The sequence below is a fragment of the Streptomyces axinellae genome, from assembly GCF_039532135.1.
GTDB lineage: Bacteria > Actinomycetota > Actinomycetes > Streptomycetales > Streptomycetaceae > Streptomyces > Streptomyces axinellae.
The window spans coordinates 170,837-196,577 of record NZ_BAAARJ010000005.1; the positions used below are offsets into that span (position 1 = coordinate 170,837).

The following is a 25,741-nucleotide window of genomic DNA, read 5'->3' on the forward strand; positions in this document are numbered from 1 at the left end:
CTTCTGCTCCTCCGTGAGCTTGGCCATGGGCTTCACCCTTCGCTGCACCGTGTTCTCGTGCACGACCGTGGAATCCATGCTGGCGTGGCCGCCCCGTGCGCCGACTGCCCGTGTGCCGGATGACGACTTGTGACCGGACCTGGATCGCAAGCGGCCTTCAGGCGACTGGTGTCGTCTGGAGCGGGCGGCCGGAGGTTGCTGATTTGATACGCGGTCAGGAGCCGCACTGCAGAGAGCACGGACAACAGGGCACACGACGCAAGGGTCAATCTTGCCAGCCCGTGACCTGCCCCGAACCGGTACTTGCGGGGCGTCTGTCACTCAGCGCTACGACTGGTCACGTATCTGGGTGTAGGCATCACGGGAGGTGATACCCCTGGCTGTTTCAGCACCTGGTCGGTCCGCGGGCCCCTGGCCGAGTCCCGCCCTACCTGGGGATCGTCCGGTCTGATGCCATGGACGAAGTGGCTGGTTGGGACACCATCGTTGGGGGCGATGTGGGGACATCCACGCGATGGAAGGGACCGAACGGCGATCGGTGGAGCTCCGCTGGGAGGCGGCTGGCGCGCTGGCGGGAGGACTCACGTAACGCGGATCAGCGGCTAGAGGAGATCGCGGCGGACCACCTGAGCGCCCTGCACGAGACGCTCCGTGCCGATCGATCGGCTTTCGGGTTGTACGACACGGCTTGCGCGGCAGGTGAACGGCTCGCCGGAGCCCTGGGGTCGCTGGCTACAGAGGGGGCGGAGTCGGAGGACGCGCTTGTCGCGCGTCTCGTCTTGGAGGTCGGTGGGGACGGCGGCACACTCGCCGACGCCGCGGTGCGCAGGGGGACGGCCGCGGCGGTCCGCGATGTCCGGAGCAGACATCCCGAGCTGGACGACGCCATGGGCGGAGGCGCCGGCGGCGGCTTCACCTGGGACATCCTGTGCGATCTCTACCAGGTGTTCTTCGCGGACATGGTGGGGGAGTTCCTCAGGTCCGTTGTCGCCGAGCACGTCAAGCTGGCGGTCCCGGTGCTCATCGCGGCCGATCCGGAAGGCAGGATCGCCGACTGGGTCGCGGAGAAGGTAGTGGACCTGGTGCCGAATCCTTGCGAGGAGTCTGCCGAAGCGACGGACCTTGCACAGGGCGTGGATACCGCGCAGTCAGTGGTGGACGCTCTGCAGGACCCGTCGGCTGCATTGCCCAAGATCGCCGAGTTGTTGGTACCGCGGGCGGTCGGAAAGGTGCTTGGCCTGATCACCGAGGAGATCACCGGAGAAGAGGGAGCTGCGGCGTGACCGATTCTGACGATTTCCTGTGGTGGCGCGGTCCTCGGAGCGACCGACCTCGTGGCGACCGCTGGACGGAGATCGGCGAGGAGTCCTTCCAGGAAAAGGAGCGCCGCATCACCGGCCGGCACTATCTGCCCGGTTCCGTCCCCGACTGGGCCGAGGACCTGTTCCGCGTCGCCAGGGCGGCTTTCATCGCCGACAAGTACGTACGCCGGACCGGAGTACGGGACAGGTGGACCCGCCGCATCAGCCTCGCCGTACCCGTCACGGAACACGAGCGGTGGGCAAGCGCAGCGGTCCGTACCCACCTCACTGCGCTTCTCCAAGTCCTCACCGGGGACCTCTGGAACGTGGACTTCCGTCCCCTCACCGGTCACTACGTCGAGGAGGCGATGATCTCTCCCGACGACCCGCGTGCCTCGGAAGTCGCGTTGTTCTCCGGCGGACTGGATTCCCTCAGCTGGGCCGCTACCCGTTCGCGCGCCGATGACTCCCGACCGCTGCTGCTCGTGATGTTCCGTGAGATCGGCCTGCTGCGTCTCCAGCAGCGGGTGTACAAGGCTGTCGAGCAACTGGACGGAGCACGGCCGGTGCTGCTGTTACCGATGAGCCAGACACCGGCGGGCGACGGCTCCGGGTCGCGGCTGGAGACCTCCTCCCGCACTCGTGGTCTGCTGTACGCGGCGGGTGCGATCCGCGCGGCCACCGCGCACGGAGTGGGTACCGTCCACATCCTCGAGAACGGCCAACTCGCCCTCAAACCGCCGCTGACACCAGCACGTTCGGCCGCTTGCTCCACGCGCTCCGTGCACCCGCGGACGCTGGCCAGTCTCAGCGCCTTGGTGACTGCCGTGAGTGACACTGAGAGTGCGGTGCAGGTGGTCAACCCCTTGGCACAGCTCACGAAAGGCGAGGTGTGCAAGGCCGGACGTGATGCGGGCCTCGCCCCGTCCGACCTGGAGTCCACCTTGAGCTGCGGCAAGCCGCCAACCCGCCGAAGTGGCGGCCCTCCCATCGCCAACTGCGGCGTCTGCTTCCCGTGCCTCGTGCGCCGCTCCGGGCTACTCCACGCCAACGGCATCGACGGCACCCGGTACGAGGCATTGCCGTGGGCGGACGGCTTACCGCTTGACCGGGGTGCCGACTGGCGCGCACTGCAGCGGTGGCTGCTCGGCAGATACACCTTTACGGATCTCCTCACCGATACTCCGCTGCCGCCGGACACGGACCCGGCGGTGGCATTCGATTTGATCAGGCGCGGGCGGGAAGAGTTGGCCCGGCTGCTTCAGATTGCGGATGCGACGGAGGCAGCTGACGCGGCGTAGGCGCTGCAGACGAGATCCGGCTCGCACCAGGCCGCTTTGGTGGTCATGGGACGGCATCGTCGAGGTGTCCTGGACGCAGTACCTGCGCAAAGCGTCCACTGATCTGGGTCAAGGCTTTTCGCCTACCCATTCGGATCGTGAGTCGAAGGCCCGGACGCACCTCCTCGCCGACTCGCTGCCTTGAATCCCAAACGACGTGCACTCGCCTAAAGTGCTTGAATCCTGAGCGCGCACTTAAGGAAATCCCAAGCTCAGGGCCGGACGGTGATCCTTCTGGTGCAGGGCCGGCAGGAGGGTGCGTCAGCCATACGGCATCCCGGGATGGTCGGCGCTCACTCAGTCTTCTTGTTGCCTTGCTCGTCGTTCCCGCGCAGACGACGCGCTCGCTCGGCGATACCACTGGAGAGCTTGTTCTTCACCGAGTTGGCCCGGTCGAGGGTCTCGTTGCCCAGGCTTCGGGCAGCACCAACACCATTTACTCCTTTTTCCAACGCTCTGTCCCTCACCTCCAGGGCAGCTTCCGTCCATCGCCTCGCCTCAGATGAGTCGCCACCGGACTCGATTCCGAGCCGCACGTGAAAGTCATGGACGCCGGTCGCGACCTGGTTGCTCGACTGGACTACAGCCGGGGATGTGGTCGGGTGCAGCAACACCTTCGCGTTGGCCACGCCAGCAGCGGCGTTCATCCTGGCCAGCAGAGTTTCGGTGCTCCGCGAGATGTGCTCCAGCCGGCCCTGCCGGGCGGCCTTCAGGCCGAGGCGATGCCCGTTGAGCTCATCGGGGGACGCGTCCAGCACCCTGTCGAGTTCGAGTACGGCGATCGCGTCCTGCAACTGGAAACAGCGAGCCAGAACGGCGAGCCATTCTCGAATGATGCCCTCAGCCTCCTTGACCATCGTGGCGAGATCGCCGATCTTGGTCTGACGCTCCATGTTATCCGCGAGCGCGTCGAGTTGACGCAGCGCGTACGCTTGCGTCTCCGCGATCGTCGCCGGCGCGGCGTGCACCTTCGACCAGGTGACCTCGTCGACCCTGCCCCCGCTTCTCTCGGATGGTCATGGCCTCCTCGATTACGAAGCCCACTCCGATCATGCGGGCCAACACAGCGTCCTTCTGGGCACGCAGTACGTCGTCGACCTTCTTGTCGATCGCGGCGAGATAGTCAGTGATCTCGTCCATGGTCTGTTGCATCGCAACCTGCGCCATGAACTTCCCGGCGTTGGCAAGAGTCGCCGGATTGGACAGGAGTGATCGGGGCGCGTGCGCGAACTCGAGGAATCCCTTGATCTGACCCTTCTGCCCCTTCAGCACACCCGTACTGAGCCCCGTCTTCGCGCTCTCCCTCAGGCCATACTTCTTGAGAAGCAGCGCCGATTTCGGGGTCAGCTTCACCCACTGAGCGGAGTTGGCGGCGATCTCCGATCCTGCCTCGGCGACTGCAGCACCGGTGGCGAAGACGGACTTGTACCATCGCGGTCCAAGGCTCTTGGACGGCAGTCCCTCCGAAGCGAGGAAGTTTTCGACATCCTTCGCGCTCCCCATGACTGTCAGCCCATCCCCGTCGCTGATCAGCTGAATCTCGTTGTCCATGGTCCGCTCCTGAAGTGGCTTCTCGCCGTCGAAGGTGGTCGGAGTTCGCAGAGTGATCGCCGGGCCGCGGCCGAGGTCTTCCAAAGGCGGGAGACCTCGGCCCCGACCCGGTCGGGATGTGGGTTCACTGCTCTTGCACCAACGCGGCCGCGCGGCTCAGCTGTCCGGCATACCGGTGGTGGCCCACTCGTCGGCGAAGTGCTCCATCTGCTTCAGGACCAGGTTCACCGCCTCCGCACGACGGTCCGGCGGGTAGCCGTGGCGAGCCAGCAGGCGCTTGATGGCGCTACGGAGACCAGCGCGGACCGGCTCGCGGGCGATCCAGTCGGGCTTGAGTTTCTTCTGGACCTCCGCAACGAGGTCGCGGGCAATGCTCGCCAGGATCTCATCGCCCATGAGTTCCTGCGCCGAGTCGTGCTCGGCCACAGCGTCGTAGAAGGCGAGCTCGCGCCAGTTCAACGGCGGGTCGAACTTCTCACCGCGTCTGGCGTCTTCGACCACTTCCTTGGCCATCTCGACAAGCTTCGCGATGAGTTCGGCACTCGTGTACTGCTGCCGCGTGTACCGGATCATGAGGTCCTGCAGGCGGTCAGAGAAGGCCGTGCGGCGGACGATGTTGTGACGCGTGACCTCGCGCATCTTCTGCTCGATGAGCCGCCGCAGTGCCTCCGCCGCGAGGTGGGGAGTGTCGCTGCCCTGGAGCTTGGCGACGAGTGCCTCGTTGAGGTGCGTCAGGTCGGCCATCTCCAGGCCGGCCTCGGCGAACAGGTCCGATATCCCGCCAGTCTCGACCACGGACGAGGTCAGCTGGGCGAGGTACAGCTCGACGTCGCGGGCGACGGGCAGGCCACGCGCCTCGCGGTCCGCCGCGTCGAGCTTGGCCATGTAGGCGCGGACCTCGACGAAGAACTGGACATCTCGACGCCAGGTCGGGTGGTCCGGGAAACGCTCGCCGATGTTCGTGGCGCTGGCGGTCAACGCGTAGAAGCGCTCCAGCCGGTGGGAGTGGTCGCGAAAGCGCCGGCCGACGGTCTGGCGGGGGTCGTCGAGCTTCTCCGGGTCGTTTCCGGGGGTACGCGGGTTCCGGAGGTACTCGGCGGCCCCGCCAGCGGCGTTGACGAACGCCTTCGCCGTCGGCTGTTCAAGACGCGCACGCCAGTTGAAGCCGCGCAGGATGTCGCTGAGGATGTCGTACTCGTTGCGCAGCTCGTCCAGTGCGCGGTCGAGGTCCTGGCCGAGGGTGCGGTCCTCCTGGTCGGCGTCCGTGTACTCGGCGATCGCCTTCTGCAGGTTCTCCGTCAGCGGCGCGTAGCCAACGAGCAGACCGTCCTCCTTGCCGCGAAAGCGGCGGTTGACCCGGGCGAGGGCCTGCATCAGGTTGGCGCCCTTGAGCGGACGGTCCAGGTACATGGTGTGGACCGGCGGGGCGTCGAAGCCGGTCAGCAGCATGTTGTTGACGATGAGCAGCTCCAGCTCGTCGTCGGGATCCTTGGCGCGGTTGATGACCGCCTTGCGCTGGCCGTCGGGCAGCGCGTGGTCGAGCAGGGGGTCCTCGTCCTTGCGGGAGTTCGAGGAGAAGACGATCTTCATCGCGCCCTTGGCGGGCTCGTCGCTGTGCCAGTCCGGCCGCAGCTCGCGCAGGGCGTCGTAAACCTTGACGCAGATCTCACGGGTCGCGCAGACGACCATCGCCTTGCCGGCCGCCCCGCCCTTCTCGGAGACGCCGACAAACGGCCGCATCCGCTCGCGCCGCTCCTCCCAGTGCGCCACCAGGTCCTCGGCGAGATCCCTGACACGGGCCGGCAAGCCGTACATGGCATTCATCGTGGCGACGGCCGTCTCGACCCGGCGGCGTTCGGTGTCGTCGAGGCCGTCGGTGATGCGGTCGGCCTCCTCGTCGATCTCCGTCGGGTCGACGTCCTTGCCGAGGACGAGCTTGATGACCCGGCCCTCGTGGAAGACCTTGACCGTCGCGCCGTCGTCGGCGGCCCTCTTGAGGTCGTAGATGTCGATGTAACCGCCGAAGACCTGGCGGGTGTTGCGGTCGGCCTCGGAGATCGGGGTGCCAGTGAAGGCGAGGAGCGTGGCGTGCGGGAGGGCGTCGCGGAGGTGGCGGGCGTAGCCGTCGAGGTTGTCGTAGTGGCTGCGGTGGGCCTCGTCGACGACGACCACGATGTTGCGCCGGTCGGAGAGCAGTGGATGGTCGGCCCCCGACTCCTTCTCCTCCTTGGTCCTGCCGAACTTCTGCAGGGTGGTGAAGAGGATGCCGCCGGTCCGCTTGGCCGCGAGCTCCTCCCGCAGTTGGGCCCGGGTCGATATCTGGAGGGGCGTACCCGGAAGGATCTCGCTCTCAAGGAAGGTGGAGTACAGCTGGTCGTCGAGGTCATTGCGGTCGGTGATGACTACAACAGTCGGGTTCAGCAGGGCCGGGTCGCCCATCACCATCGCCGAGGTGAGCACCATCTCCTCGGACTTGCCCGAACCCTGCGTGTGCCAGACGACGCCGGCCTTCCCGTTCCCGGCTGCCGCTTCGCGTACCTTCTCTGCGGCCCGGGTCACCGCGAAGTACTGGTGCGGCTTAGCGATTCGCTTCATCTGCTTGGACGGCACGAAGTTGATGAAGGACCGGCACAGGGAGAGAAACCGGGTCTGGGTGAACAGCCCGTGCAGCGCCAGGTTCTGGCCCGAATCGGCCACCCCCTCGCCGTCCACGGCGAACGGCGTGACGCGGGCCCCGAACTCATCCGTGTTCCAAGGAGCGAAGTGCTCGTACGGCGTGAAGGGCGTGCCGTACTTCGCCGTGACGCCGTCGGAGAGCAGCACCACTGCGTTGTAACGGAAGGCGGTCGGGAACTCCTTCACATACCGGGCGACCTGGGAGTGCGCATCCTGGAGCGTGGCGTACTCGTCGCCGGCGCGCTTCAACTCCACTACGGCGAGCGGGAGTCCGTTGACGTACAGAACGATGTCGAAGCGGCGCCGCTTCTCGCCGTCGACGACTGTGACCTGGTTCAGCGCGCGGTACGTGTTCCCGTCCGGATCCGTCAGGTCGACTAGGCGGATGGTCGGGTTGTGCTCGGCACCGAAGGCGTCGGTGTAGACGACGGAGCGGATGCCGGTCGTCAGGTAACCGTGGGCGGTGCGGTTCTCCTCGTACGTGTCCTGCGACTCCGGGGTCGCCGCGGCGGCGATGGCGTCGCGTACGGCGTCCGGTGGCAGCTCGGGGTTGAGCCGCTCGATCGCCTCGCGGAGGTCGGGGTAGAGGATCAGGTCGTCCCACGACTTGCGGTGCCCGGAGCCGGGGGCGAACTCGTTACCGAAGGCGGGCAGCCAGGCCAACTCGGCGAGCTCATCCAGGGCGAGCAGCTCCCAGTCGGCTTCCAGGGGCCGGTGGTTCTGCTTTCTTCTGCTTCGGCTCTCACCGTCGTGCGTCATGTGTGATCCTCGACAATCTTCTCGGCGTCTTTGACGCGAAGGCGGCCGGACATGAGCTGAGGGAGGAGGGTGTCACGGAGGGCGGCGAGAGATCGAGACTCCCCTGTCGCCTGGCGGAGTCGTTCGTCCAGTGCCTTGAGCTTCGCCTCGAGGCCATCGATGTGCCGCTCGCTTGGCCAACTTAGTTCTAGCTGTGAGAACTGCGTCTTGTTGATAGCTCCAAAGACCGTCCCCTCCGCCTCATACGGCTGCCACGCGGATTTATCGGACGAGAGTGCATGGAGCAGTGCGTGGGGATACCGATCAGATCGCACCGCGGCAACACCGCGGCCGATCCCGCACGTTTCTGCAGCCACGTTGATTTCCCCAACAGGGGCACGGACACTCACGAGTACGTCGTTCTCGTGTGCGTAGCGCGCGACTGCGGTGCACCACACTCTGTGCCCCGGATAGCGCATACCGAAATCCCTGGCGCCTTGGTAGAAGGGAATTCCATCCCCTACCTCGTTATAAGTTTCACCAGGGGGCGACTGTCCCATTGTGATGCTAGCAACGTCAGTGATCACACACGGGGCCCGCTCAGCGCACCCCCGGAAAAGAATGCCAGCCAACTCATCCACCGTGGTCGCGATGCGCTCATTGATGGCGATCTTGTCATCCAGTGCCCCGAGCACGTCTGCGATAGCCTCCTGCTCCTGCCTATAGGGCAACAGGACCTCAACGGCCTGGAACATCGACTTGTTCACAATCGGCGTTGTTGACCCATTGGCGATGGCTCGAATGTCGGCCGATTTGCACCGCAAGAGATAGTAAGCGAACCGTTCATCCACGACGGATGAGTTCGGGATCAGGGCATTAACCTGCTGATTGGTAATCGCAGGTCGAAAGATCTGCGCAACCTTCCCGGTAGAGAATCCGATGCACGCAAAAAGAGTCGATCCGGCAGGAATGACACGACGTTTCAGTGCCTCCATGCCCGATGCAGACAGTTTCCTGCACTCAGATGGTTCGCGATTTGAATAGCTCATCTCAGTGGGGGTAACGAAATCAATCGCATCGCCCCACGCTCCATCGTCTCCAGTTCGCGGGGTGGAGCCCGTTACAACCCGTCCAAGTTGCCCAATATTTAGGTTCTGCCACTGCCTACCAGTCATACGACCCTCCCCAACTGCTCCCGAACCTTGGCCTCCAGTTCCGCCGACCTGTCAAACAGCCCGTACAGCTCCTCCGTCAGGTTGGCGATCTTCTCCGCCACAGCCTCCACCCCCTCCTCCTCCGTCTCAACAGCCCCCACGTACCGCCCCGGCGTCAGCACATACCCGTGCCCCCGAACCGTCTCCAGGTCGGCCGAGAAGCAGAACCCAGCCTCGTCCTCGTACCTCAGTCCCGCCTCACGAGCCGACGCCGTACCCCGCCACGCGTGATATGCGCCAGCGATCTTCGCGAGGTCAGCCTCCCTCAGTACACGCTCCGTGCGGTCCACCATCTCGCCCATGTTCCGGGCGTCGATGAACAGGATCTCGCCGCGCCGGTCGTCCAGGCGCTTCGCGCCTTGCGGGGTCTTGTCCTTGGCCAAGAACCACAGGCAGGCCGGGATCTGCGTCGTGCGGAACAACTGGGAGGGCATGGCGACCATGCAGGCCACCAGGTCGGCCTCCACGAGCGCCTGGCGGATCTCGCCTTCGCCGCTCTGCTGGGAGCTCATGGAGCCGTTGGCCAAGACAATGCCAGCGGTGCCTCGCTCGCCCAACTTGGAGATCATGTGCTGAAGCCAGGCGTAGTTTGCGTTGCCCTTAGGCGGTACCCCGTACTTCCACCTCGGGTCGCCCTCGTCCCGCGCCCAGTCCTTGATGTTGAACGGGGGGTTGGCCATGACGAAGTCGGCCTTGAGGTCGGGGTGTTTGTCGTCGGCGAAGGTGTCGCCCCAGCGGGGGGCGAGGTTGCCGTCGATGCCGTGGATGGCGAGGTTCATCTTGCCCAGGCGCCAGGTGCGCTCGTTGAGTTCCTGGCCGTAGACGGCGATGTCCGCCTTGTGGCCACGCCCCTGGTGCGCCTCGATGAACTTGGCCGCCTGGACGAACATGCCGCCCGAGCCGCACGCGGGGTCGTAGACCCGCCCTTCGTACGGCTCCAGGATCTCCACGATCAGCCGGACGACGGACTGCGGGGTGTAGAACTCTCCGCCGCGCTTGCCCTCGGCGCGCGCGAAGTTGCCGAGGAAGTACTCGTACACCTCGCCCAGCACATCCTGCGCAGGCTTGTCCCCATTGCCGCCGAAGCGGGCGTCGCTGATGAGGTCGACGAGTTCGCCGAGACGCTTCTGATCGACGTTGTCGCGGTTGAAGATCTTCGGCAGGACGCCCGTGAGCGAGGCGTTCTCGCGCATGACCGCGTCCATCGCGTCGTCGAGGAGCTTGCCGACGCCCTGGCTCTTGGCGTGAGTGGCGATCCACGTCCAACGGGCGGTCTCCGGAACCCAGAAGACGTGAGCGCCGGTGTACTCGTCCCGGTCCTCCAGGAAGTCGTCCATCCGGTCCTCGGTGATGCCGTCATCGGCGAGTTCCGCGGCGAGCTCGGAACGGCGCTCGTCGAAGGCGTCGGAGACGTACTTCAGGAAGATCAGGCCGAGGACGAACTCCTTGTACTGCGCGGCGTCGATAGAGCCGCGCAGCTTGTCAGCGGTCTTCCACAGGATCGCCTGGATCTCCTTGGCGGTGGAGGCGCTGAACAACTCCGCCTGTTCGGTGGGCTTCTCCGCAGCGGTAGCCATGGGGCAGACCGTCTCCTTCAGTCGTCGGTTCCGGGGATGTTCTGGAGGGTGAGCGTGCCGTCGGCGATGCCGGCGGCGGTGAGGCGGACCAGGTCGTCGAGGGCGGCGGACTGCTCCCGCAGGAGGTGCACGCGGGTCTCGATCTCCGCGAGCACGGAGTCGAAGCGCTCGGCCTCGCGCCTACTCAGGTCGGGGATGAGGAGGTCTTCGATACCTCGCGAGGCCCGCACCGCGCCGCTGGTGCGCGCGTAGTCGGCGGCGGCCGCTCGTAGCAGTGCCGCGAGCACCCGTGGTAGCACCGGCGGGTCGGCGTCGGGGTGGACGCGGAGGATGCGGGCCGGGGCTGCCACCAGGGACAGGCCCGCTTCGTCGACGTAGGTGCCGAAGCGGGGGCTCGTGGTGACGACGATGTCGCCCGGCTCGGTGAACAGGGCGTGTTCGTAGCCGGTGAGGAGGACTCCGCGGTCGATGCGGCGTCCGCCCAGGCGTGCGATGCCGAGGACCTCGTCGGGGGTGAGCACGGTGTAGTGGCCGTCTGCCGTGAGGTGTTCATCGGCGAAACGGTGCCCGGGGCGTCGGCGCAGGCGCCGGTCGTCGAGGAGCCGCCGGACCGTGGTGCGCCGCACGGGCTGGTCGTCGGGGCGCAGCACGACCTGAGCGCTCAGTGCCGTGCGCAGGTCGGCGCGCTGCCGGGCTTGCTCGTGCAGCTCCGTCAGGCGCTGCTCCAAGGCGCTGATGCGGACCGGACGCTCGATGACGCCCCGGGTGTAGCGGGCCATGGGCGGGCGGTGCTGGGTGGTGAAGGCGGCGCCCGGCCGGTCGTCGAGGTCCTTCGCGGGGACGATCACCGCGTGGCGGGGTTCGTGGCGGCGGTCGCCGCGCCAGGGGGCGGCGCGCCAGATGGCGATGTCCTCGGCAAGCACGTCAAGGACCGTGTCGGTGAGCGGCTGCGCGGAGTAATCGGCGAGGAGGACCAGGCCCGTGCGGTGTTCCGCCGAGGTGCGGGCCAGCACCCAGAAGGCGGTGCGGTAGCCGGGACGGTAGGGGAACGCGCCGTCGGGGAGGCTCACCGCGGCCTTGAGTAAACCGTCCCGGAGGAAGGACCGGCGCAGACGGTCGGCCTCGCTGTGCCGGGGGAACGGGCGTACGAGCACGTCGGCGGGGCCGAGAACGACGGCTGTCGAGCCTTCGTCGAGGTAGTCGGTGAGTGCCTGCACCTGTTCCAGGACGACCTGTGGGCTGCGGTTCTCCCCTGACTCGTAGGGGAGGACGGAGACCAGCAGATGGGGATATCCCCAGTCGTCGACGGGCAGGTCCTCCCCCTCGGTGACGCCGAGGTCGAACTCGTTCACGCCTCGGACGAGCATCCGGCGGCGGACCAGGCGGGCCCGCACCGGGTCGGGGTCGGCGGCGAGGTAGGTGTGGCCGGAGTCCTCGGCGGCCCGGGCGTGCAGGGCGGCGAGCAGGTCGCCGGAGCGCGCGTGCGGGGTGGCGACGACGGAGCCTTCGTCGAGGGTGTCGACGCCGGACAGGGCAGCGAGGGCGCGTACCACGGCCGGGGTGGGCTCGTCGGCGGCCAGGTCGTGGGAGCCGAGGCGGCGGCGGGCCTCCAGGACCCAGTCGAAAGCCTCGGCGGGGGTGTAGGCGGCCTCGGTCAGCTCGTCGGCCAACGCGGCCAGCTCGGGACCGAGGCGGTCCGGCTGCGGGACGGCCTTCAACTCGGCCGACATGTACGTGTTCTCGGGATCGAGCTCGTCGGCCTGGGTGAGGACCGCGTCCCAGCTCTGGCCCGAGAGAGGAACGTCAAGTTGTTGGCGCAGGCAGATCAGGGCGGTCAGTGCCCCCACCAGGACGGAGGCGGAAAGGGCAGGCGTCCGCCAGGCGGCGAGGGTGTACAGGGCCAGTTCGGCCTGCAGGCGGCGAGGTTCGGCGTTGCCGCGACCCGTCGTCGTCAGCCAGTCGACGACCGCGCGCGCGTCGAACAGGGGCCGCCCTTCTTCGTGGGCGACGGGTGCGGGAAAGTCCGGGTGCCTGCGGCTCCAGGTGGTGGGGACGGGCCGACGCACCTGGGCGAGGGTGGCGATTTCCGCATATGTGATCCGCCAGGCCGACGGCTCGGGCACGATGGGCGACACGGCCCCTTCGCGTGTGCTGGTCACTCGCTCCACTCCCCCTTCCGTACCGGTCCTGTTCGGGCATCCGCGTCGGCCGATCAGCGGGCCACGAGGCAGGCAGAACCCTACAGCGAAGGGGAATAGGGCAGGAGAGGAAAGCTGATAACCCCGGTTATCAGCATCTCCAACGGATTTCCGAGCCTTCCGGTCTCACTCTGGTGCTCGTTCGGCGCACCGACACCCCGGTGCTCGCCGCAGTCGCGATCCGGAGGTCTCCCCATGGCTGACATGCCCTCGATGCCGCCCGCCCACCAGCCGTCGGAAGGCATGGGCGCCGGCCCCGGCTGGGCAACGGTGCCTCCGCAGCCGACGCTGCACACGTTCACCCAGCCGCCCGTGCCGGGCCTGCCGCCCCGCCGGGCGCACGCCCTCCCGCCGCAAGGTCTGGCTCACCCACGGCGCGACGGCGCTCGTCGCGCTGATCTTCGGTGCCGCGATCGGTGGCGGCGGAGAGTCCGGCGCTACGGCGGGCTCCTCGGGTCCCGCCCCGGCCGTCACGGTCACCAAGGCCGCCGCGGGCGAACCGAAGCCGGCCGTGACTGTCACCGAGACGGTCAAGGCGACGGTCACCGCCAAGCCGAAGCCGGTGAAGGAGTCCGGCCCCCCGAGCAGCTTCTCGGGCGAAGGCCAGTACCTCGTGGGGCGAGGACATCCAGGCCGGCACCTACCGGACCTCTGGCCCGGAGAAGGACAGCATCATCCCCAACTGCTACTGGGCGCGCCTGAAGAACGCCTCCGGCGAGTTCGACGCGATCATCGCCAACGACAACATCCAGGGCCAGGGCCGCGTCACCGTCAACAAGGGCGAGTACTTCAAGACCAGCGGCTGCCAGGACTGGCAGAAGGTCGGCTGACGTCGAGGAGTCTCCCTCCCCGGCCGCCTGAGAGGTGTCCCGTCACGGCGCTCTCACGCGGACGGAGGCCGCCCTTCGAACAGACGGCCTCGAGTACACCCTCGGCGGCTGACCGCTGACGGGGAACCGCCCACCGGCGTACGTGCGACGCGCGCACGCCATCGGCGACCGACCGCCGCCCCTGTCGACTTCGTCATCTCCGACATCTCTGGGTGTCGAGCTCATCGGAACCGACGCACGCGGATAACCCGACGCCCCCGCAGCACAGCTGTTGCGCCACTTCCCAGTTCAAGTACCGGATCAAGGAGCACTCCCATGACCAGTTCGGAACAGAACGAGCCTGCCGCGTCCCCTTCCGCGTCCCTCGCCCAACAGGCCCCTGCCGCCGAGTCCGTGCCGCTCGCAGACCTGGTGGAGACACGTCTGGCTGCCGCGCCCCTCGGCGAACCCGTGAAGGCGCTCCTGACCGAGGCACTCGGCAGCCCGCAGACCCCGGGAAACTCGCCCATGGGCCGGATCTTCCTCGACTCCGTCTCTGTGGAAGGTTTCCGCGGCATCGGCCCCCGAGCCTGGCTGAACCTCAGCCCCCGCCCGGGTGTCACGCTCGTCGTGGGCCGCAACGGCTCGGGGAAGTCCAGCATCGCCGAAGCCATCGAGACGGCGTTCACCGGCACGAACATGCGTTGGCTCGGGCAGGATGCGACGCGCACCAGCAATTGGCGCAACCTGCACGATGGCGCCAAGACGGAGATCGAGGTCAAGCTGACGGTCGAGGGCGACTCCGGCCGGAGCACGCTCACTCGCGCCTGGACCGGCCACGACATCACCGACTGCGTGGGCACGTTCCGGCGTCCGGGACACGGCGCAGCCCCCCTCGACCAGGCGGCGTGGAAGCAGGCCCTGACGGACTACCGTCCCTTTCTGTCGTACGTCGACCTCGGCCGCATGATCAGCGGCAAGCCCTCCCAGATGTATGACTCCATCGCCACGATCCTCGGACTCGTGCACCTGAGCGCCGCCTACAACCACCTTGGGCTGCAGGAGAAGGCGCTGGGCGACGCGGTCAAGGCGGCGAAGAACGAGCTGCCGGAGATCACAGCCGCGCTGTACGCACTCGAGGACGACGAGCGTGCGGTCCAGGCGCTCGTCGCCATCGAGACGAAGGGCCGGCCTGACTTCGAGGCGCTGGACGGACTCGTGGCGGGCCTGCCCTCCGACGATGACGGTCTCCTCGCCGAACTGCGTGCCGCGGTCGACATGCGGGGACCTGACCTGGAGCAGGTCGGAGCAGCGGTGGACCGGCTGCGCGAGGCACTCGCCGGAGTCGAGGACGTGCGCCTGAGCGGGGCCGAGGACGCGTTGCAACGCGCCGGCCTGCTGGAGAAGGCCCTGGCCCACAGCAACCGTCATCCCGACGAAGGGTCCTGCCCGGTCTGTGGCACGGAACAGGTCCTCGACGCCGCGTGGGCCGCCGACGCCGGTGCCCAGATCGCCCTGCTCCGGAAGGAGGCGAAGACCGCCGAGGACGCACGCAGCGAACTGCGGTCGGCGGCACGGGCGGCTCAGAACCTCATCGAGACGCCTCAGCGGATCCCGGCCGCCCTGACCGACCCCTGGAACGAATGGCTCGCCTGCCGTGCGATCAGCGATCCGGCTCAGCTCGTGCAGCGCTTCCACGACACCGCCTTGACCCTGGCCGACGCCTGCGCCGCCGTGAAGGACAACGCGGTCCGCGAGCTGGAGAAGCGGGACGAACGGTGGCGCCAGCTCGTCACTCGCCTGGCGAGCTGGACGGAAATCGCCCGCACCGCGGCGGACGCCGGGCCCCGGCTCGGCCATGTCAGGAAGGCCCGCACCTGGGTCAAGACGCTCACCGCGGAGCTGCGGGAGAGGCGTATGGAGGGCTTCACCGGTCACTCCCAGCGGATCTGGGAGAAGCTTCGCCAGGAGAGCGACATCGACCTCCAGTCGGTGAGCCTTCAGGGCAGCGAGAGGGCCAACGTCCGCAAGCTTGTCATGGACGTCACCGTCGACGGGGAGGAGGCTTCGGCGTTGAGCGTCATGAGCCAGGGAGAGCAGCACTCTCTCGCGCTGTCCTTGTTCCTGCCCCGTGCGGCCACCGCCGACAGCCCGTTCGGCTTCGTCGTCATCGATGACCCCGTGCAGTCCATGGACCCGGCCAAGGTCAACGGGCTCGCCCAGGTCCTGCACGAGCTCGGCGAGCACCGGCAGGTAGTCGTGTTCACCCACGACACCCGGCTTCAGCGCGCTTTCACGACCCAGGAGCTGCCGGTCACTGTGTTCGAGGTCGAGCGGGGCAAGGCGTCCAAGGTGAACGTCAAGGCGGTGACCGATCCGGTCCGCCAGGCGATCGCGGATGCCAGGGCTCTCGCCAGTACCGAGAGTCTTCCGGAGGCGGCCCGCACCCACGTGCTCCCCGCACTGTGCCGGATCGCGCTGGAGAACGCCTTCGTCGAGGCGGCCTGGGTCCAGCACCACCGCTCCGGGGGCTCCGAGCACGATCTGCAGTCCGCCGTGGCCGACGCGGACAAGCTCATGAAGATGGCCGCGCTGGCCTTCTTCGGCGACATCGGCCGCACCGGCGATGTCTACCGGGAGCTCCGCTCCCGTTGCGGCCCGCGTGCGGTGGACCTCCTCAAGCAGTGCCAGAGCGGTGCCCACGCCACGGGAACCCGCATCGCCGACGCGCACCGCTTCGTGACCGAGATCAGCGAGCTCGCGCAGAAGGTGCGCAAGACGGAGGTGGCAAAGTGACCGGCGCCGCAAGTACTTCGATCGACGAACTGCTACTGACAGCCGACCAGTTGCTCTCCGACCCCAGCGTCGAAGCCTCGGCGGCCGGTCGGCACCGTGGAGCCTCCCTCGCGCTGCGGACCGCCCTGGAGATCGCGGTCGACCGCACGCTCGACGCCGCTATGCCGGGACTGGCCGGCATCACCACGCGGGCGAAGATGCTCTGCCTGCGCTGCTACACCGCCGCGACCACCGCCCGCAGGGCCAACGCCGTCTGGTCGCATCTCTGCCTCGGGTGCCACTACCACCAGTACGAGATCGGCCCTACCCGAGACCAGGTCCACTCATGGCGTGCGGAAGTCAGCGAACTGGTACGGGAATTGCCTCGTTGACCGAATATTCACAGCTGGCCCATGCGTCTGATAAGTCTTTTGTCGGGGGCCGGGCATATGCCCGGCGCGCGGCGTCTCTTGGGGCGCCGCAGGGGGAGGGGACGTACATGAGCACCACCGTGCGCGACGAGATCATCGCCGAAGAGCAGAAGGCGGTGGACCGCGCCTACGACTGCTATGAGAAGCGACTGGCCGAACTGAGCGGCGGCTCGATCGCCGCGGCCTCCGCCAGCGGCAAGGACAGCGTCGCCAACCGGAAGGACGCCGAGGAGAAGGCCGCAGAATACGCCGGCCTCGGGGACGCGTCGCTGGTCGTCAGCCGCGTCAAGGTCCAGCCGGGCGAAGAGTCGGACACCTTCTACATCGGCCGCCGTGCCGTTTCCGACGTCGAGACCCGCGAGACCGTCGTAGTGCTGTGGACCGCCCCGGTGGCGGAGAAGTGGGCGAAGGCCCTGCCCGAGGCGCCAGGTGAAGTGCTCCTGCGGAGACAGTTGCGCTGCGCGAAGAACGTCGTCGAAGCGTACGTCGATGAAATCTCCGTCGTTTCTCCCACCACGCCGTCTGTCATCGATAGCACCGAGTCCGAAGCGGGGGTCCAGGACGACTCCAAGGTCGCGGCGCCCGAGATGCCGGCGGTCCCGTCGGCTCCTACCCCGTCCGATGTCGCCCAGCTCCATCGGCAGAGACAACAGCCGCCCGATGACTTCCTCCTGCGAGAGCTCCAGCGCTCCCGCAGTGGCAGCATGCGGGACATCGTCGAGACCATCCGCCGCGATCAGATGGATCTCGTCACCGGTTCTCCCGCCGACATCCTTGTCGTGCAGGGCGGCCCGGGCACCGGAAAGTCCGCAGTCGGCCTGCACCGCGTGACGTGGCTCGTCAACAACGACCACTTCAAGGCGCAGGACGTCCTGGTCATCGGCCCGCACGAGCGCTTCCTCGACTACGTCGGCCAGGTCCTCCCGACCCTCGGCATCCGGAACATCAACGCGGTTCAGATGAACCGCCTCTGGGACGGCGATGTCCTCGGTACCGACACCCCACGCGCGCGACTGGTCAAGTCCGACGACCGCATGGCCGCCGTCCTGCGCCGACGCGTGGAACACGAGTGTCGCCCCGACGCGATCGACGAATTCACCACTACGCCCACGTACAAGGACGCCAAGCCCGAACTCGCGGTCACGGCTGGCAGTACCACTCTGCGTATCCCGCGTTCCGAGGTTCTCGTCCTTCTCCAGGAGGCACGCGAGGGCCACGGCTCCTACCGGGAGCGCCGCAACCGCTTCCGCAGTCTGCTCGTGGACCGCCTGCTGCAGGAACTCATTGCTCTGGCCCCACGCCGCAGCCAAGGAGACACGATCCGCCGGGACCTGGAACGCAACCGCCAGGTCGAGCGGCTGATCGAACGCGTCTGGCAGTCGCCCGGTGACAGGGAAGCCCTCCGAAGCCTCTACGACTCCCCCGAACTCCTGCGCACCTGTGCCGACGGCGCCCTCGACCCGGAGGAGCAGGCAGCCCTTCACCGTCCGAGGGCAGCCACGGCGGACGCCGACCTCTGGACCCTCGACGACCGCGTCTGCCTGGAAGAGCTGCGCTACCTCATCACCGGAGAGACTCCACAACGCTACGGGCACATCGTCATCGACGAGGCCCAGGACCTGACCCCCATGCAGGCACGCTCACTGCGCCGACGCATCGCGGTCAACGGCTCCATGACCGTACTCGGCGATCTCGCCCAGGCCACGGGTCCGCATGCCTACGCCGACTGGGACCGCCTCGGCACTCTGCTGTCCGACCACGGCGACTGGCACGTCGCCGAACTGAACACCAGTTACCGCGTACCGGCGGAAATCATGGAGTTCGTCGCACCTCTGGCTCGCACGATCTCCCCCTCGCTCCCCTACCCGCGGGCGGTGCGCGAAGCGGGCGCCGACAGCGTCCGGACCCTGGCAGCCGAACCGTGGACGTTGCTCGACGAGACCGTCACTCAGACGACCCGGCTCATCGGCACCAGCGACGGACACACCCTGCGCCGCGTGGCCGTCATCGTCCCCGACGACTCCGGCTGGCTCGACGAGATCAATCGTCATCTCGACCGGACCGCCGGCCTCACCGAAGAGCACCGTGCCACCGTGTCCGTTCTCGCCGCCGCCCACGCGAAGGGCATGGAGTACGACCACGTCCTCGTCGTCGAACCCGCCACCATCGCCGACCGCGGACCGGCTGGGCTGCGCCAGCTCTACGTCGCCCTCACCCGAAGCACCCAGAGCCTGACCGTCCTGCACACCTCCCCGCTCCCGGATGCCCTCATGGACACCACCGATACTCCCGGGCCTGGAACCACCCCCACCGAGCCGTCGATGGCGGCCGCTGACGTCCCCGAGATCGGCACCGACATTCGTGTCCGCGTCCTCGACCGAGGTACAGGCGGCCGCTACAAGGTCAAAGCGCTCTCCCCGCCGGTCGAGGTCCCACTGATCCTGACCGTCCGCCACGGATCGACTCCGCCCCGCCCCGGCGAGAAGCTGGACTGCTGGGTCTTCGCGCAGGAGAGGAACCACTGCCTGCTCACGACGGACCAGCGTGGACGCCAGCCCATCTCGGCGAAGATGGCCGAGCGCTACCTGGCGGCGCTCGCCGTGTTCGACGAACTGACCGCCGACGGCGTCGCTCTACCGGAGAATGCCCGTGAACGGCTCTCCGAGCTCAAGGGCATGGCCAACCGCGTACTCCGCCGCGACCAGGCGGACTGGGTGGACGTAAGACGAGTGCTCGGCTCACCCGACAGACAGCGTCTGAACCTCTTGCGCGACCTCGCCGCCGAAACCAATCGCGCCCTCAAGGACGACAGTCTGGACGTGAGTCGTCTCCGCGAGAACCTGGCGCGAACGGACTGGTCCCCCTCTCTGGCCCAGGCCCGGGAGACGCTTCAGCACCGCATGACCACCTTGACCGAGCCGACAGCCGAGACCACACCCACACCCTCCGCATCGCAGCCCGAGCAGGAAGCAACCGAGCCCATGGCATCCGCCGAGGACACCGCCGTAACGACACCGTCCGCGACGAATCTTCTGCACACGCTGGAGACCACCGCGGCCGCCGACCGCACGTGCAAGAAGCACGAAGCGGTGCGCCACGCCCTGATGTCGGCCTTGTTCGAGGCCGACGAACAGGCGACGTCATCCCAAGTCGTAGATGTCAGCCGCACGGCCGAAGATGGCGACTTCCTATACGAGATCCTCGGCGCCGGTCACTCCGCCTACACCGACCTCCGCTCGGGTGCCGCCCGCCTCCTGGAGGTCAACCACACCCTGGCCGCCCCCGCCGACCGTCTCTACCTGGTCCTCACCGAGCCACCGGCCGAGGACTGGTCCGCCGAAACTCTGCTCGCGGTCTACGGTGTCCACCTCCTCTGGCGCACCCACAACGGCTGGGCCGGCCGGGACAAGGATGCCGCCCTGGGCTCGGCGCAGCCGTAAGCGCCATCGGTCTAGATTGATCACTTTGACGGCATTAAGAGGCTGTTGTCTTTCCGAGTCTGACGACTGCGTTTTCGCTGGTGAGGGGTAGGGGTGGCGTCCGTGTGGGAGTGATGGACCGTCGTTTCGTCGCTCCCGTGGAGGTCGTGAATGCCGTCGGTTGTCGGACTGCTGGAACAGCACGAGCTTGCCGCCCGTCGTCGCGTGGACGGGCTGCGCGAGGAAGCCGAACGCATCCAGGCCGAGCTCGCGACGGCCGAGCAGGAGTGGCTGGAGTGGACGATCGCCCGCGAGCGCGTTGGTGCGGTGCTGTCCGTGCCGGGCGGGAGCCCAGCCGACGTGGTGGTCACCGACTTGCCGGGCGGCGCCGGGACGGAAGGCGAGGTACAAACGTCGCCGCCCGTGGCGGCGAAGGCGAAGTCGCAGGTTCCGGTGTGGCGCGAGGGGTTGGCCTGGACGGCACTGTCGGCGGACTACCAGCGCATCCTGGCCGCGCTCGCAGATCGGGTCCGTCTCGGTCAGGGCCCGCTGACCTGCCAGGAGATGGCTGCCGCCTTCGGCATGGACGTGGTGCCGGCCAGGGTGGAGGCGCTGCGGTCGAAGTCGAAACGCCTGGTCGCCCGGGGCTGGCTGGCCGAGCCGGCGCCGGGCCGGTTCACGCTCGCGCGAGGCGTGAGCGGACCAGGCGGCGGGTCATGACCATGGTCATCGACCAGTAGACCATCGCCTCGGCGCTGGTGGTGCGGCGTTCGAAGTCGCGTACCAGGCGGCGGCTTCGCATCAGGTGGGCGAAGAGCCGCTCGACGATCCACCGCTTGGGCAGCACCACGAAGCCGCGCGTGTCGTCGCTGCGTTTGACGATGGCCAGGACCAGGGCGAACGCGGCCAGGCAGTGCTCGACAAGGCTGCCGGTGTAACCGCCGTCGGCCCAGACGAGTTCCAGCCGGTGATGGGCGTCGGCCACCTGGGCGAGCAGGACCTTCGCGGCGGCGCGGTCGCCGGTGTCCGCTGCGGTGACCATCACGCCCAGCAGCAGGCCGAGGGCGTCGACCACGACGTGCCGCTTGCGGCCGTTGATCAGCTTCCCGCCGTCGAAGCCGCGGCTGTCGGCGCCGACGACGGCGTCAGCCTTGACCGACTGCGAGTCGATCACGCCGGCCGTCGGCTCCGCGTCCCGCCCTTCCTTCTGGCGGACCCGGCCGCGCAGCCGGTCGTGGAACTCCCTGACCAGCACGTGGTCGCGCCAACGGCGGAAGAATGCGTAGACCCGGTCCAACGGTGGGAAGTCGCCGGGCATAGCCCGCCACTTGATCCCGTTGTCCACGAGATAGCGCACAGCGTCCAGCATGGCCCGGTGGCAGTACGCCTCCGGCTGTCCGCCCCGGCCCCGCAGCCAGCCCGGCACCGGCAGCAGCGGCCGGACCTCGGCCCACTCCGCGTCCGTCATGTCCGAGGGGTACCGCCGAACACGTTCCGGGTGATCGGCCGCATTCCCGAACCGGTGAGCGACGCAATCACACCTCGGTGCAGCCGAGTTGAACTCCACCGGCGCGAGCACGTACAACTGCGGCAACAGGGTCTCCTGGATCTCGGTCGGCTTCGCAACCCCGAGCTACCAAGAGGCCCTGCCTTCATGCCCGCGGCCGGCCGCGATCACCCAAACGAGACTCCCGTTCGACACCCACCCCTCAAGATCGGAACGACAACAGCTACTAAGGAACGATGTGCGGCGCAGAGCGCAGCGGGAAGGGTCACTCGACCCGCCCCGCAGCCCCGAGCACACAGCTGACCGACTTCCCGCTGCTCGCGTAGCCGCCGACCATCATCAGCGTCGGCCGGTTCGGATCACCGCCGGTGTGACGTCGCTTCCAGGCGTCGAGGATTCACTGCTGGACGCCAAGACTGTCGGCGTCCTCCGCGCTCGGCGCCAGCTGGTGCAACGCCCGTTCCACGGCCAGGACGTGGGCGCCGTTCTGCGGTTCGCTCGACGCGGTGAACTTGAGCTTCGTGGCCTCGTCGGGCAGAGCGTTATGGAAGCCGAGCTCGGGCTCGGTCGCGCGGTACAGAAGGCAGTACGCGCGACGGTAGTGCGGTCCGGGATAGACCTCACCCTGCTCGTGCTGCAACAGCGTCTGGAAGTTGGCGGCCGGCACTGTGAGCCCCGCGGCCCGGGCCACCTCGTGTAGCTGCTCGCACGCGCCTTCGAGCGTCAGGCCGTGGGCTTCGCGTTGCTGTCTCAGCTTGTCCGGGCGCCACCCCGGGCGACTCCTACTCACCGCGCCTACCGCCTGCCCATCTCTGGTCATGATCCGGAGCCTATTAGGGCACCGTGGACGGACGCGTGTGGAGGCGCCGGGGGCTCCGTTGTCCGCGTCGTTCCACCCCGCCTCGCCCTACTCCTGGAAAAGATCAGGCCGCCATTCCTGTAGGTCGCCGTCGAAATTGCCTTCGCGTAGATCACGCAGGGCAGTCGCGTACCCGATCTCGATTGCCTCGGCGATCAGCTTCTGCAACTGGGTCGGCGCCACCAAGAGCCCTGAGCCAGTGCCGGAGCAGAGGTTGGCCGCAGCATGGCTGGCTGCCTGGGCGTGGTCACCAGGAACCGTCGTGTGGTGTAGGTCCGTGATGATCTGAGCAGCGCACTCGATCTCGTCCAGCGGATGCGAAGTCATGGCGGTCACTATCCGCACGTCGGTGACGGGAGGGAATGCCGCCTCTGGTGCACTGCCCCGCCCATCGCTGGAAGGCGATCGACGCCGACCGGGCGCCGGTGAACATTCGCTGCCAGGATCGTCACCTGGGACTGAGACCACGGCCCCAGGTCAAGCCCCTGTCTCTGGCGACACACCTTGTTCCAGGTAGGCGGTCAAGCCGTCTGCGCGGGCCTGGATCCCGGCGGTGATCCGGCGTACGAGGCGGGGGATAGTGAGCTCTGCGAGTTGCTCGGCGAGGTGGAAGTCGTAGCTGCGGAGCTCGTCGGCTTGCAGCGCGATCTGCTGGCGCTGGTCCGCGCTGAGACGGCCGCCGTCGAAGAGGTAGAGGACTTTGTCTCCCTCGCCTGGATTCGGTGCCCAGTCCACGACGAGCAGGCGGCCGATGTGGGGCTTGATCCCCAGCTCTTCGTGGACTTCGCGCACGCAGGCTTGTCGGGGAGATTCCCCATGCTCGACGTATCCGCCAGGGATGTCGCGGTAGTCCTTGTACGAGGGTTCGACGAGCAGGACCCGGTCGGCGTCGTCGAAGAAGAGTGCGCCGGCTGCCATGCGCGGGTGGGCCATCTTCGCTTCGTGCTCGTTCTCGCTCACGGGACGGACTCTAACCGCCGACGACGCCGAGCCTGCGTGCCAGGTCTGCCACCGGCTGGGACGGGCGGCCTCGGGTACCTCGGATCCAGCCGATGACCAGTTCCCGGCTCAGGTAGTGGTGGCGCACCTGTTCGGGGGCAGCCTGTTCGGCGTCCAGCAAGGTGGCCAGGGCTTCGTCGGTCCGGTTCCAGGCGCTGAGTGCTCGGGCGACTTCCAGGTTGTGCCTCACGCGGCGTTCCACCGGCAAGCCGCTGGTGTCGATGCGTTGTCCGAGGTCCGCGGCTATCTGGATGTCTCCGAGCTCTCCGGCGGTGGCGACGCAGTGGATAGCCACGTTCGTCGGACCGAAGGCCGTCCACAGGTGGTTGGCATCGGTGCCCAACCGCTGCGCGGCTTCGTCGGCTTCTCGGAGGAAGGTTTGCGTCGTCGCCCGGGCCTCCGCTCGGGCGGCCGCCATGGCACCGGCGAGGAAGAGAGTGCCGTAGACCGAGAGGTACTCGTCGTTCGCGGTGCGCAGGCCAGGCTGCATCACGGCTGCCGCATCGTTCACCAGCTGGACCGCCGGGGTGAAGCGCCCGGTGGCCAGCAGGCAGTGTGTGACTGCCCGGAAGAGCGAGCCCGTCACCTCGCTCTGGCCGCTGTGCTGCGCGGCCGTCAGGCCGCGGTCGGCGGCGATCCATGCCAGCTCCGACTCCCCGACCTTGCCCAGCACCATGGCCGCGCCTTGATAGGTCAGGGCGAGCAGGGTATGAGCCTCCTCCCTCTTACGCCCCGAGTACGCGCGGGATGCGGCGAGGGCATCGGCCAGTACGAGGGGAAGGCGTCGCGTGGCGAAGCCGTAACGAGACGCCTGATAAGCGTCGAGGATCTCCTTCACGTTGGCCCGAAGGTCCTTCAGGGCGGGCGATTCGTCATCGGGCGGAGGTACGAGCAGCGGCGTGAGCTGCTTGTAGTCCATGAGCGCTTCGCGCAGAGCGGGCACCGTGCGGCGGCCGCTGTCGTTCGACCACTCCATGAGGGTCGGCTCGGCGAGCAGGTCTCCGAGGGAGACGTCGAGGGCCTCGGCGAGTGAGGTGATCACCGAGAGCCGGTCGAGCTCGATCCGATTGTTCTCCGCTTTGCTCAGCCAGTCCGTGGTCCGTCCGACAAGGCCGGCCAGGACTTCTTGGGAGAGGCCGCGTCGGCGCCGGTACCAGGCGACGCGCTCGCCGATGGTCAGGTTCTCTGTCATCCCTCGCATGTCCTGAGCATCACCTCGTGGCCGGAATCGACCCCGGAAAGATTTTCCGGGGTGCTGCGGGGTGCCGTACCTACTGTCGCAGTAGATCGAAAAAGCCGCCGGGCAATGTGGTCAACTCCCTCCGCCTTGGCTGGCTTTGGTGATCGGTCCTGCTCCTCGCGCCGGAGCAGGGCACGGCTCGCTGATACGGACTGGAGGTGTGGGGGGTGCGCAACACGAAGACGGCGGAGCCGTGGATCGAGCAGGGTCTCGGCCCGTTCGGCCCGGCAGCTCTCAAGCCGTACTCCAGAACGCGATTCGCCACGGACGGCAGCGCCTTGCTGAAGATCTACGTGGGCATCGACCCCGAGGGTCGGCGCCAGCGTGAGGTCGCGACGGTCGAGCGGGCTGCCCTGTGGGGTATCTCGGTCCCGGCCGTCTTGGCCACGGGAAATGATGAGGCCGAGTCTTGGACGGTATTTCGGACGGTGGATGGGTCGCCGTGCTCGGTAAGCACGCACTCAGCGATTGAGGAGTACATCGGTCACGTCGTGGCTGTGAGCGGCAGGCTGCACCGGCCTATCGCTGGCGCGACTCCCGGCTCCGGCTGGGAAGCACGGCAAGCAAGTGTCGCTTCCTCGCACCAGTTCCTGCTCGATCAGTTCTCTCCTCGCTGCCGGTCGCTGCCCTGGTGGGCGGTGCTGAGCGAGGCCCTCCAACCGATCGATTCCCATCCGGTCGTTCGCCTGCATGGTGATCTCAAGCCCGAGCACCTCCTCATCGACGGTGAGCGCCTGCACGTCGTCGACTGGGAGGCGAGCGCCTGCGGACCAGCCGTCCTCGACTACACCGACGTGGTCTTCCACCTCGTACGCGACCTGCTGTACGGGGGCATGCCGCCCGGACGCATCCCGGTCGATCTCCTGACCCGGTTGCCGTTCAGCGGGCCGGTCCTGGCCTGGCGCCTCCTCCTCTGGCTCGATCGCCGTCGGACGCGGGACATCGACCTCATCACTGCCCATGACGTCTATCGACTCGCTGCCGAGGAACAGGCGGCTGCCTCCGCGTACCGGTCGCTTGCTCAGTCGGTCGCGCTCCTCCGCGCTGCCGGCGTCCCTCGCTGAATCCTCCGCTCCACCGCTCGTCCAGGCGTGCTGACGCCTGCGC

17 protein-coding genes and 1 pseudogene are annotated in these 25,741 nt (G+C 67.6%); 8 read left to right on the forward strand and 10 right to left on the reverse strand.

From position 1 onward, the window contains the following. The first annotated feature begins 455 nt into the window (after positions 1–455). Positions 456–1,283, forward strand: coding sequence for a hypothetical protein (locus ABD339_RS09245; RefSeq protein WP_344564084.1), 828 nt, complete (start codon positions 456–458; stop codon positions 1,281–1,283). Next, positions 1,280–2,602 carry a 7-cyano-7-deazaguanine synthase gene (locus ABD339_RS09250; protein ID WP_344564086.1) on the forward strand — a complete coding sequence of 441 codons (1,323 nt, stop codon included), beginning with the start codon at positions 1,280–1,282 and terminating at the stop codon, positions 2,600–2,602. Before ABD339_RS09245 ends, ABD339_RS09250 begins: the two co-directional genes overlap by 4 nt. A 332-nt stretch (positions 2,603–2,934) precedes the next feature. Here the strand turns inward: ABD339_RS09250 and ABD339_RS09255 are convergent. The 5 genes and pseudogenes from ABD339_RS09255 to ABD339_RS09275 form a co-directional block, all read right to left on the reverse strand. Next, a pseudogene (locus tag ABD339_RS09255) lies at positions 2,935–4,192 on the reverse strand (hypothetical protein). 156 nt (positions 4,193–4,348) lie between these two features. Continuing rightward, entirely contained in the window at positions 4,349–7,627 is a 3,279-nt protein-coding gene (locus ABD339_RS09260; RefSeq protein WP_344564088.1) for a type I restriction endonuclease subunit R, read from the reverse strand. Next, complete coding sequence (locus tag ABD339_RS09265) at positions 7,624–8,781, reverse strand: restriction endonuclease subunit S (RefSeq protein WP_344564090.1); 1,158 nt, start codon at positions 8,779–8,781, stop codon at positions 7,624–7,626. Before ABD339_RS09265 ends, ABD339_RS09260 begins: the two co-directional genes overlap by 4 nt. Then, positions 8,778–10,397, reverse strand: coding sequence for a class I SAM-dependent DNA methyltransferase (locus tag ABD339_RS09270; protein ID WP_344564092.1), 1,620 nt, complete (start codon positions 10,395–10,397; stop codon positions 8,778–8,780). The genes ABD339_RS09265 and ABD339_RS09270 overlap by 4 nt, the downstream gene beginning before the upstream one ends. 17 nt (positions 10,398–10,414) lie before the next feature. Continuing rightward, positions 10,415–12,556: a DNA methyltransferase family protein gene (locus ABD339_RS09275; protein WP_344564094.1), complete on the reverse strand. Its 2,142-nt coding sequence runs from the start codon at positions 12,554–12,556 to the stop codon at positions 10,415–10,417. A gap of 713 nt (positions 12,557–13,269) precedes the next feature. Here ABD339_RS09275 and ABD339_RS34030 point away from each other — a divergent pair. From ABD339_RS34030 to ABD339_RS09295, 5 genes are all read left to right on the forward strand, one after another. Then, positions 13,270–13,425, forward strand: a complete 156-nt coding sequence (locus tag ABD339_RS34030; RefSeq protein WP_486388538.1) for an Rv1352/Rv1906c domain-containing protein — start codon at positions 13,270–13,272, stop codon at positions 13,423–13,425. 315 nt (positions 13,426–13,740) lie between these two features. Next, positions 13,741–16,200 carry an AAA family ATPase gene (locus ABD339_RS09280; RefSeq protein WP_344564096.1) on the forward strand — a complete coding sequence of 820 codons (2,460 nt, stop codon included), beginning with the start codon at positions 13,741–13,743 and terminating at the stop codon, positions 16,198–16,200. Further along, the gene (locus tag ABD339_RS09285; protein ID WP_093681760.1) at positions 16,197–16,571 is read left to right on the forward strand and encodes a hypothetical protein; all 375 of its coding nucleotides are present in this window, start codon (positions 16,197–16,199) and stop codon (positions 16,569–16,571) included. Before ABD339_RS09280 ends, ABD339_RS09285 begins: the two co-directional genes overlap by 4 nt. A gap of 107 nt (positions 16,572–16,678) precedes the next feature. Then, positions 16,679–20,050, forward strand: coding sequence for a HelD family protein (locus ABD339_RS09290; RefSeq protein ID WP_344564099.1), 3,372 nt, complete (start codon positions 16,679–16,681; stop codon positions 20,048–20,050). A 150-nt stretch (positions 20,051–20,200) separates the two neighbouring features. Beyond that, positions 20,201–20,749, forward strand: a complete 549-nt coding sequence (locus tag ABD339_RS09295) for a hypothetical protein (protein WP_344564101.1) — start codon at positions 20,201–20,203, stop codon at positions 20,747–20,749. On the opposite strand, the gene ABD339_RS09300 is transcribed toward ABD339_RS09295, so the two are convergent. From ABD339_RS09300 to ABD339_RS09320, 5 genes are all read right to left on the reverse strand, one after another. Then, positions 20,706–21,497, reverse strand: coding sequence for an IS5 family transposase (locus ABD339_RS09300; protein WP_344564103.1), 792 nt, complete (start codon positions 21,495–21,497; stop codon positions 20,706–20,708). The two genes, ABD339_RS09295 and ABD339_RS09300, sit on opposite strands and share 44 nt — an antisense overlap. Before the next feature lie 436 nt (positions 21,498–21,933). Further along, a complete protein-coding gene (locus ABD339_RS09305) occupies positions 21,934–22,356 on the reverse strand; it encodes a helix-turn-helix domain-containing protein (protein WP_344564105.1) in 423 nt (140 codons plus the stop codon). A gap of 87 nt (positions 22,357–22,443) precedes the next feature. Next, positions 22,444–22,722 (reverse strand): hypothetical protein, encoded by a 279-nt coding sequence (locus tag ABD339_RS09310; RefSeq protein WP_344564106.1) that lies wholly within the window; start codon positions 22,720–22,722, stop codon positions 22,444–22,446. A gap of 150 nt (positions 22,723–22,872) precedes the next feature. Further along, a complete protein-coding gene (locus ABD339_RS09315; protein ID WP_344564109.1) occupies positions 22,873–23,355 on the reverse strand; it encodes an NUDIX domain-containing protein in 483 nt (160 codons plus the stop codon). Positions 23,356–23,365: 10 nt separating this feature from the next. Continuing rightward, complete coding sequence (locus ABD339_RS09320; protein ID WP_344564438.1) at positions 23,366–24,586, reverse strand: helix-turn-helix domain-containing protein; 1,221 nt, start codon at positions 24,584–24,586, stop codon at positions 23,366–23,368. Positions 24,587–24,801: 215 nt separating this feature from the next. Here ABD339_RS09320 and ABD339_RS09325 point away from each other — a divergent pair, with 215 nt between their 5' ends. Further along, positions 24,802–25,698: an aminoglycoside phosphotransferase family protein gene (locus ABD339_RS09325; RefSeq protein WP_344564111.1), complete on the forward strand. Its 897-nt coding sequence runs from the start codon at positions 24,802–24,804 to the stop codon at positions 25,696–25,698. Positions 25,699–25,741 lie beyond the last annotated feature (43 nt).

What these genes read in the sequence shown, in the direction of transcription:
- ABD339_RS09245 (WP_344564084.1), top strand. Translation starts at nt 456, where the DNA reads ATGGACGAAGTGGCTGGTTGGGACACCATCGTTGGGGGCGATGTGGGG.
- ABD339_RS09260 (WP_344564088.1), bottom strand. Translation starts at nt 7,627, where the DNA reads ATGACGCACGACGGTGAGAGCCGAAGCAGAAGAAAGCAGAACCACCGG.
- ABD339_RS09265 (WP_344564090.1), bottom strand. Translation starts at nt 8,781, where the DNA reads ATGACTGGTAGGCAGTGGCAGAACCTAAATATTGGGCAACTTGGACGG.
- ABD339_RS09270 (WP_344564092.1), bottom strand. Translation starts at nt 10,397, where the DNA reads ATGGCTACCGCTGCGGAGAAGCCCACCGAACAGGCGGAGTTGTTCAGC.
- ABD339_RS09280 (WP_344564096.1), top strand. Translation starts at nt 13,741, where the DNA reads ATGACCAGTTCGGAACAGAACGAGCCTGCCGCGTCCCCTTCCGCGTCC.
- ABD339_RS09290 (WP_344564099.1), top strand. Translation starts at nt 16,679, where the DNA reads ATGAGCACCACCGTGCGCGACGAGATCATCGCCGAAGAGCAGAAGGCG.
- ABD339_RS09295 (WP_344564101.1), top strand. Translation starts at nt 20,201, where the DNA reads ATGCCGTCGGTTGTCGGACTGCTGGAACAGCACGAGCTTGCCGCCCGT.
- ABD339_RS09300 (WP_344564103.1), bottom strand. Translation starts at nt 21,497, where the DNA reads ATGACGGACGCGGAGTGGGCCGAGGTCCGGCCGCTGCTGCCGGTGCCG.
- ABD339_RS09305 (WP_344564105.1), bottom strand. Translation starts at nt 22,356, where the DNA reads ATGACCAGAGATGGGCAGGCGGTAGGCGCGGTGAGTAGGAGTCGCCCG.
- ABD339_RS09310 (WP_344564106.1), bottom strand. Translation starts at nt 22,722, where the DNA reads ATGACTTCGCATCCGCTGGACGAGATCGAGTGCGCTGCTCAGATCATC.
- ABD339_RS09320 (WP_344564438.1), bottom strand. Translation starts at nt 24,586, where the DNA reads ATGACAGAGAACCTGACCATCGGCGAGCGCGTCGCCTGGTACCGGCGC.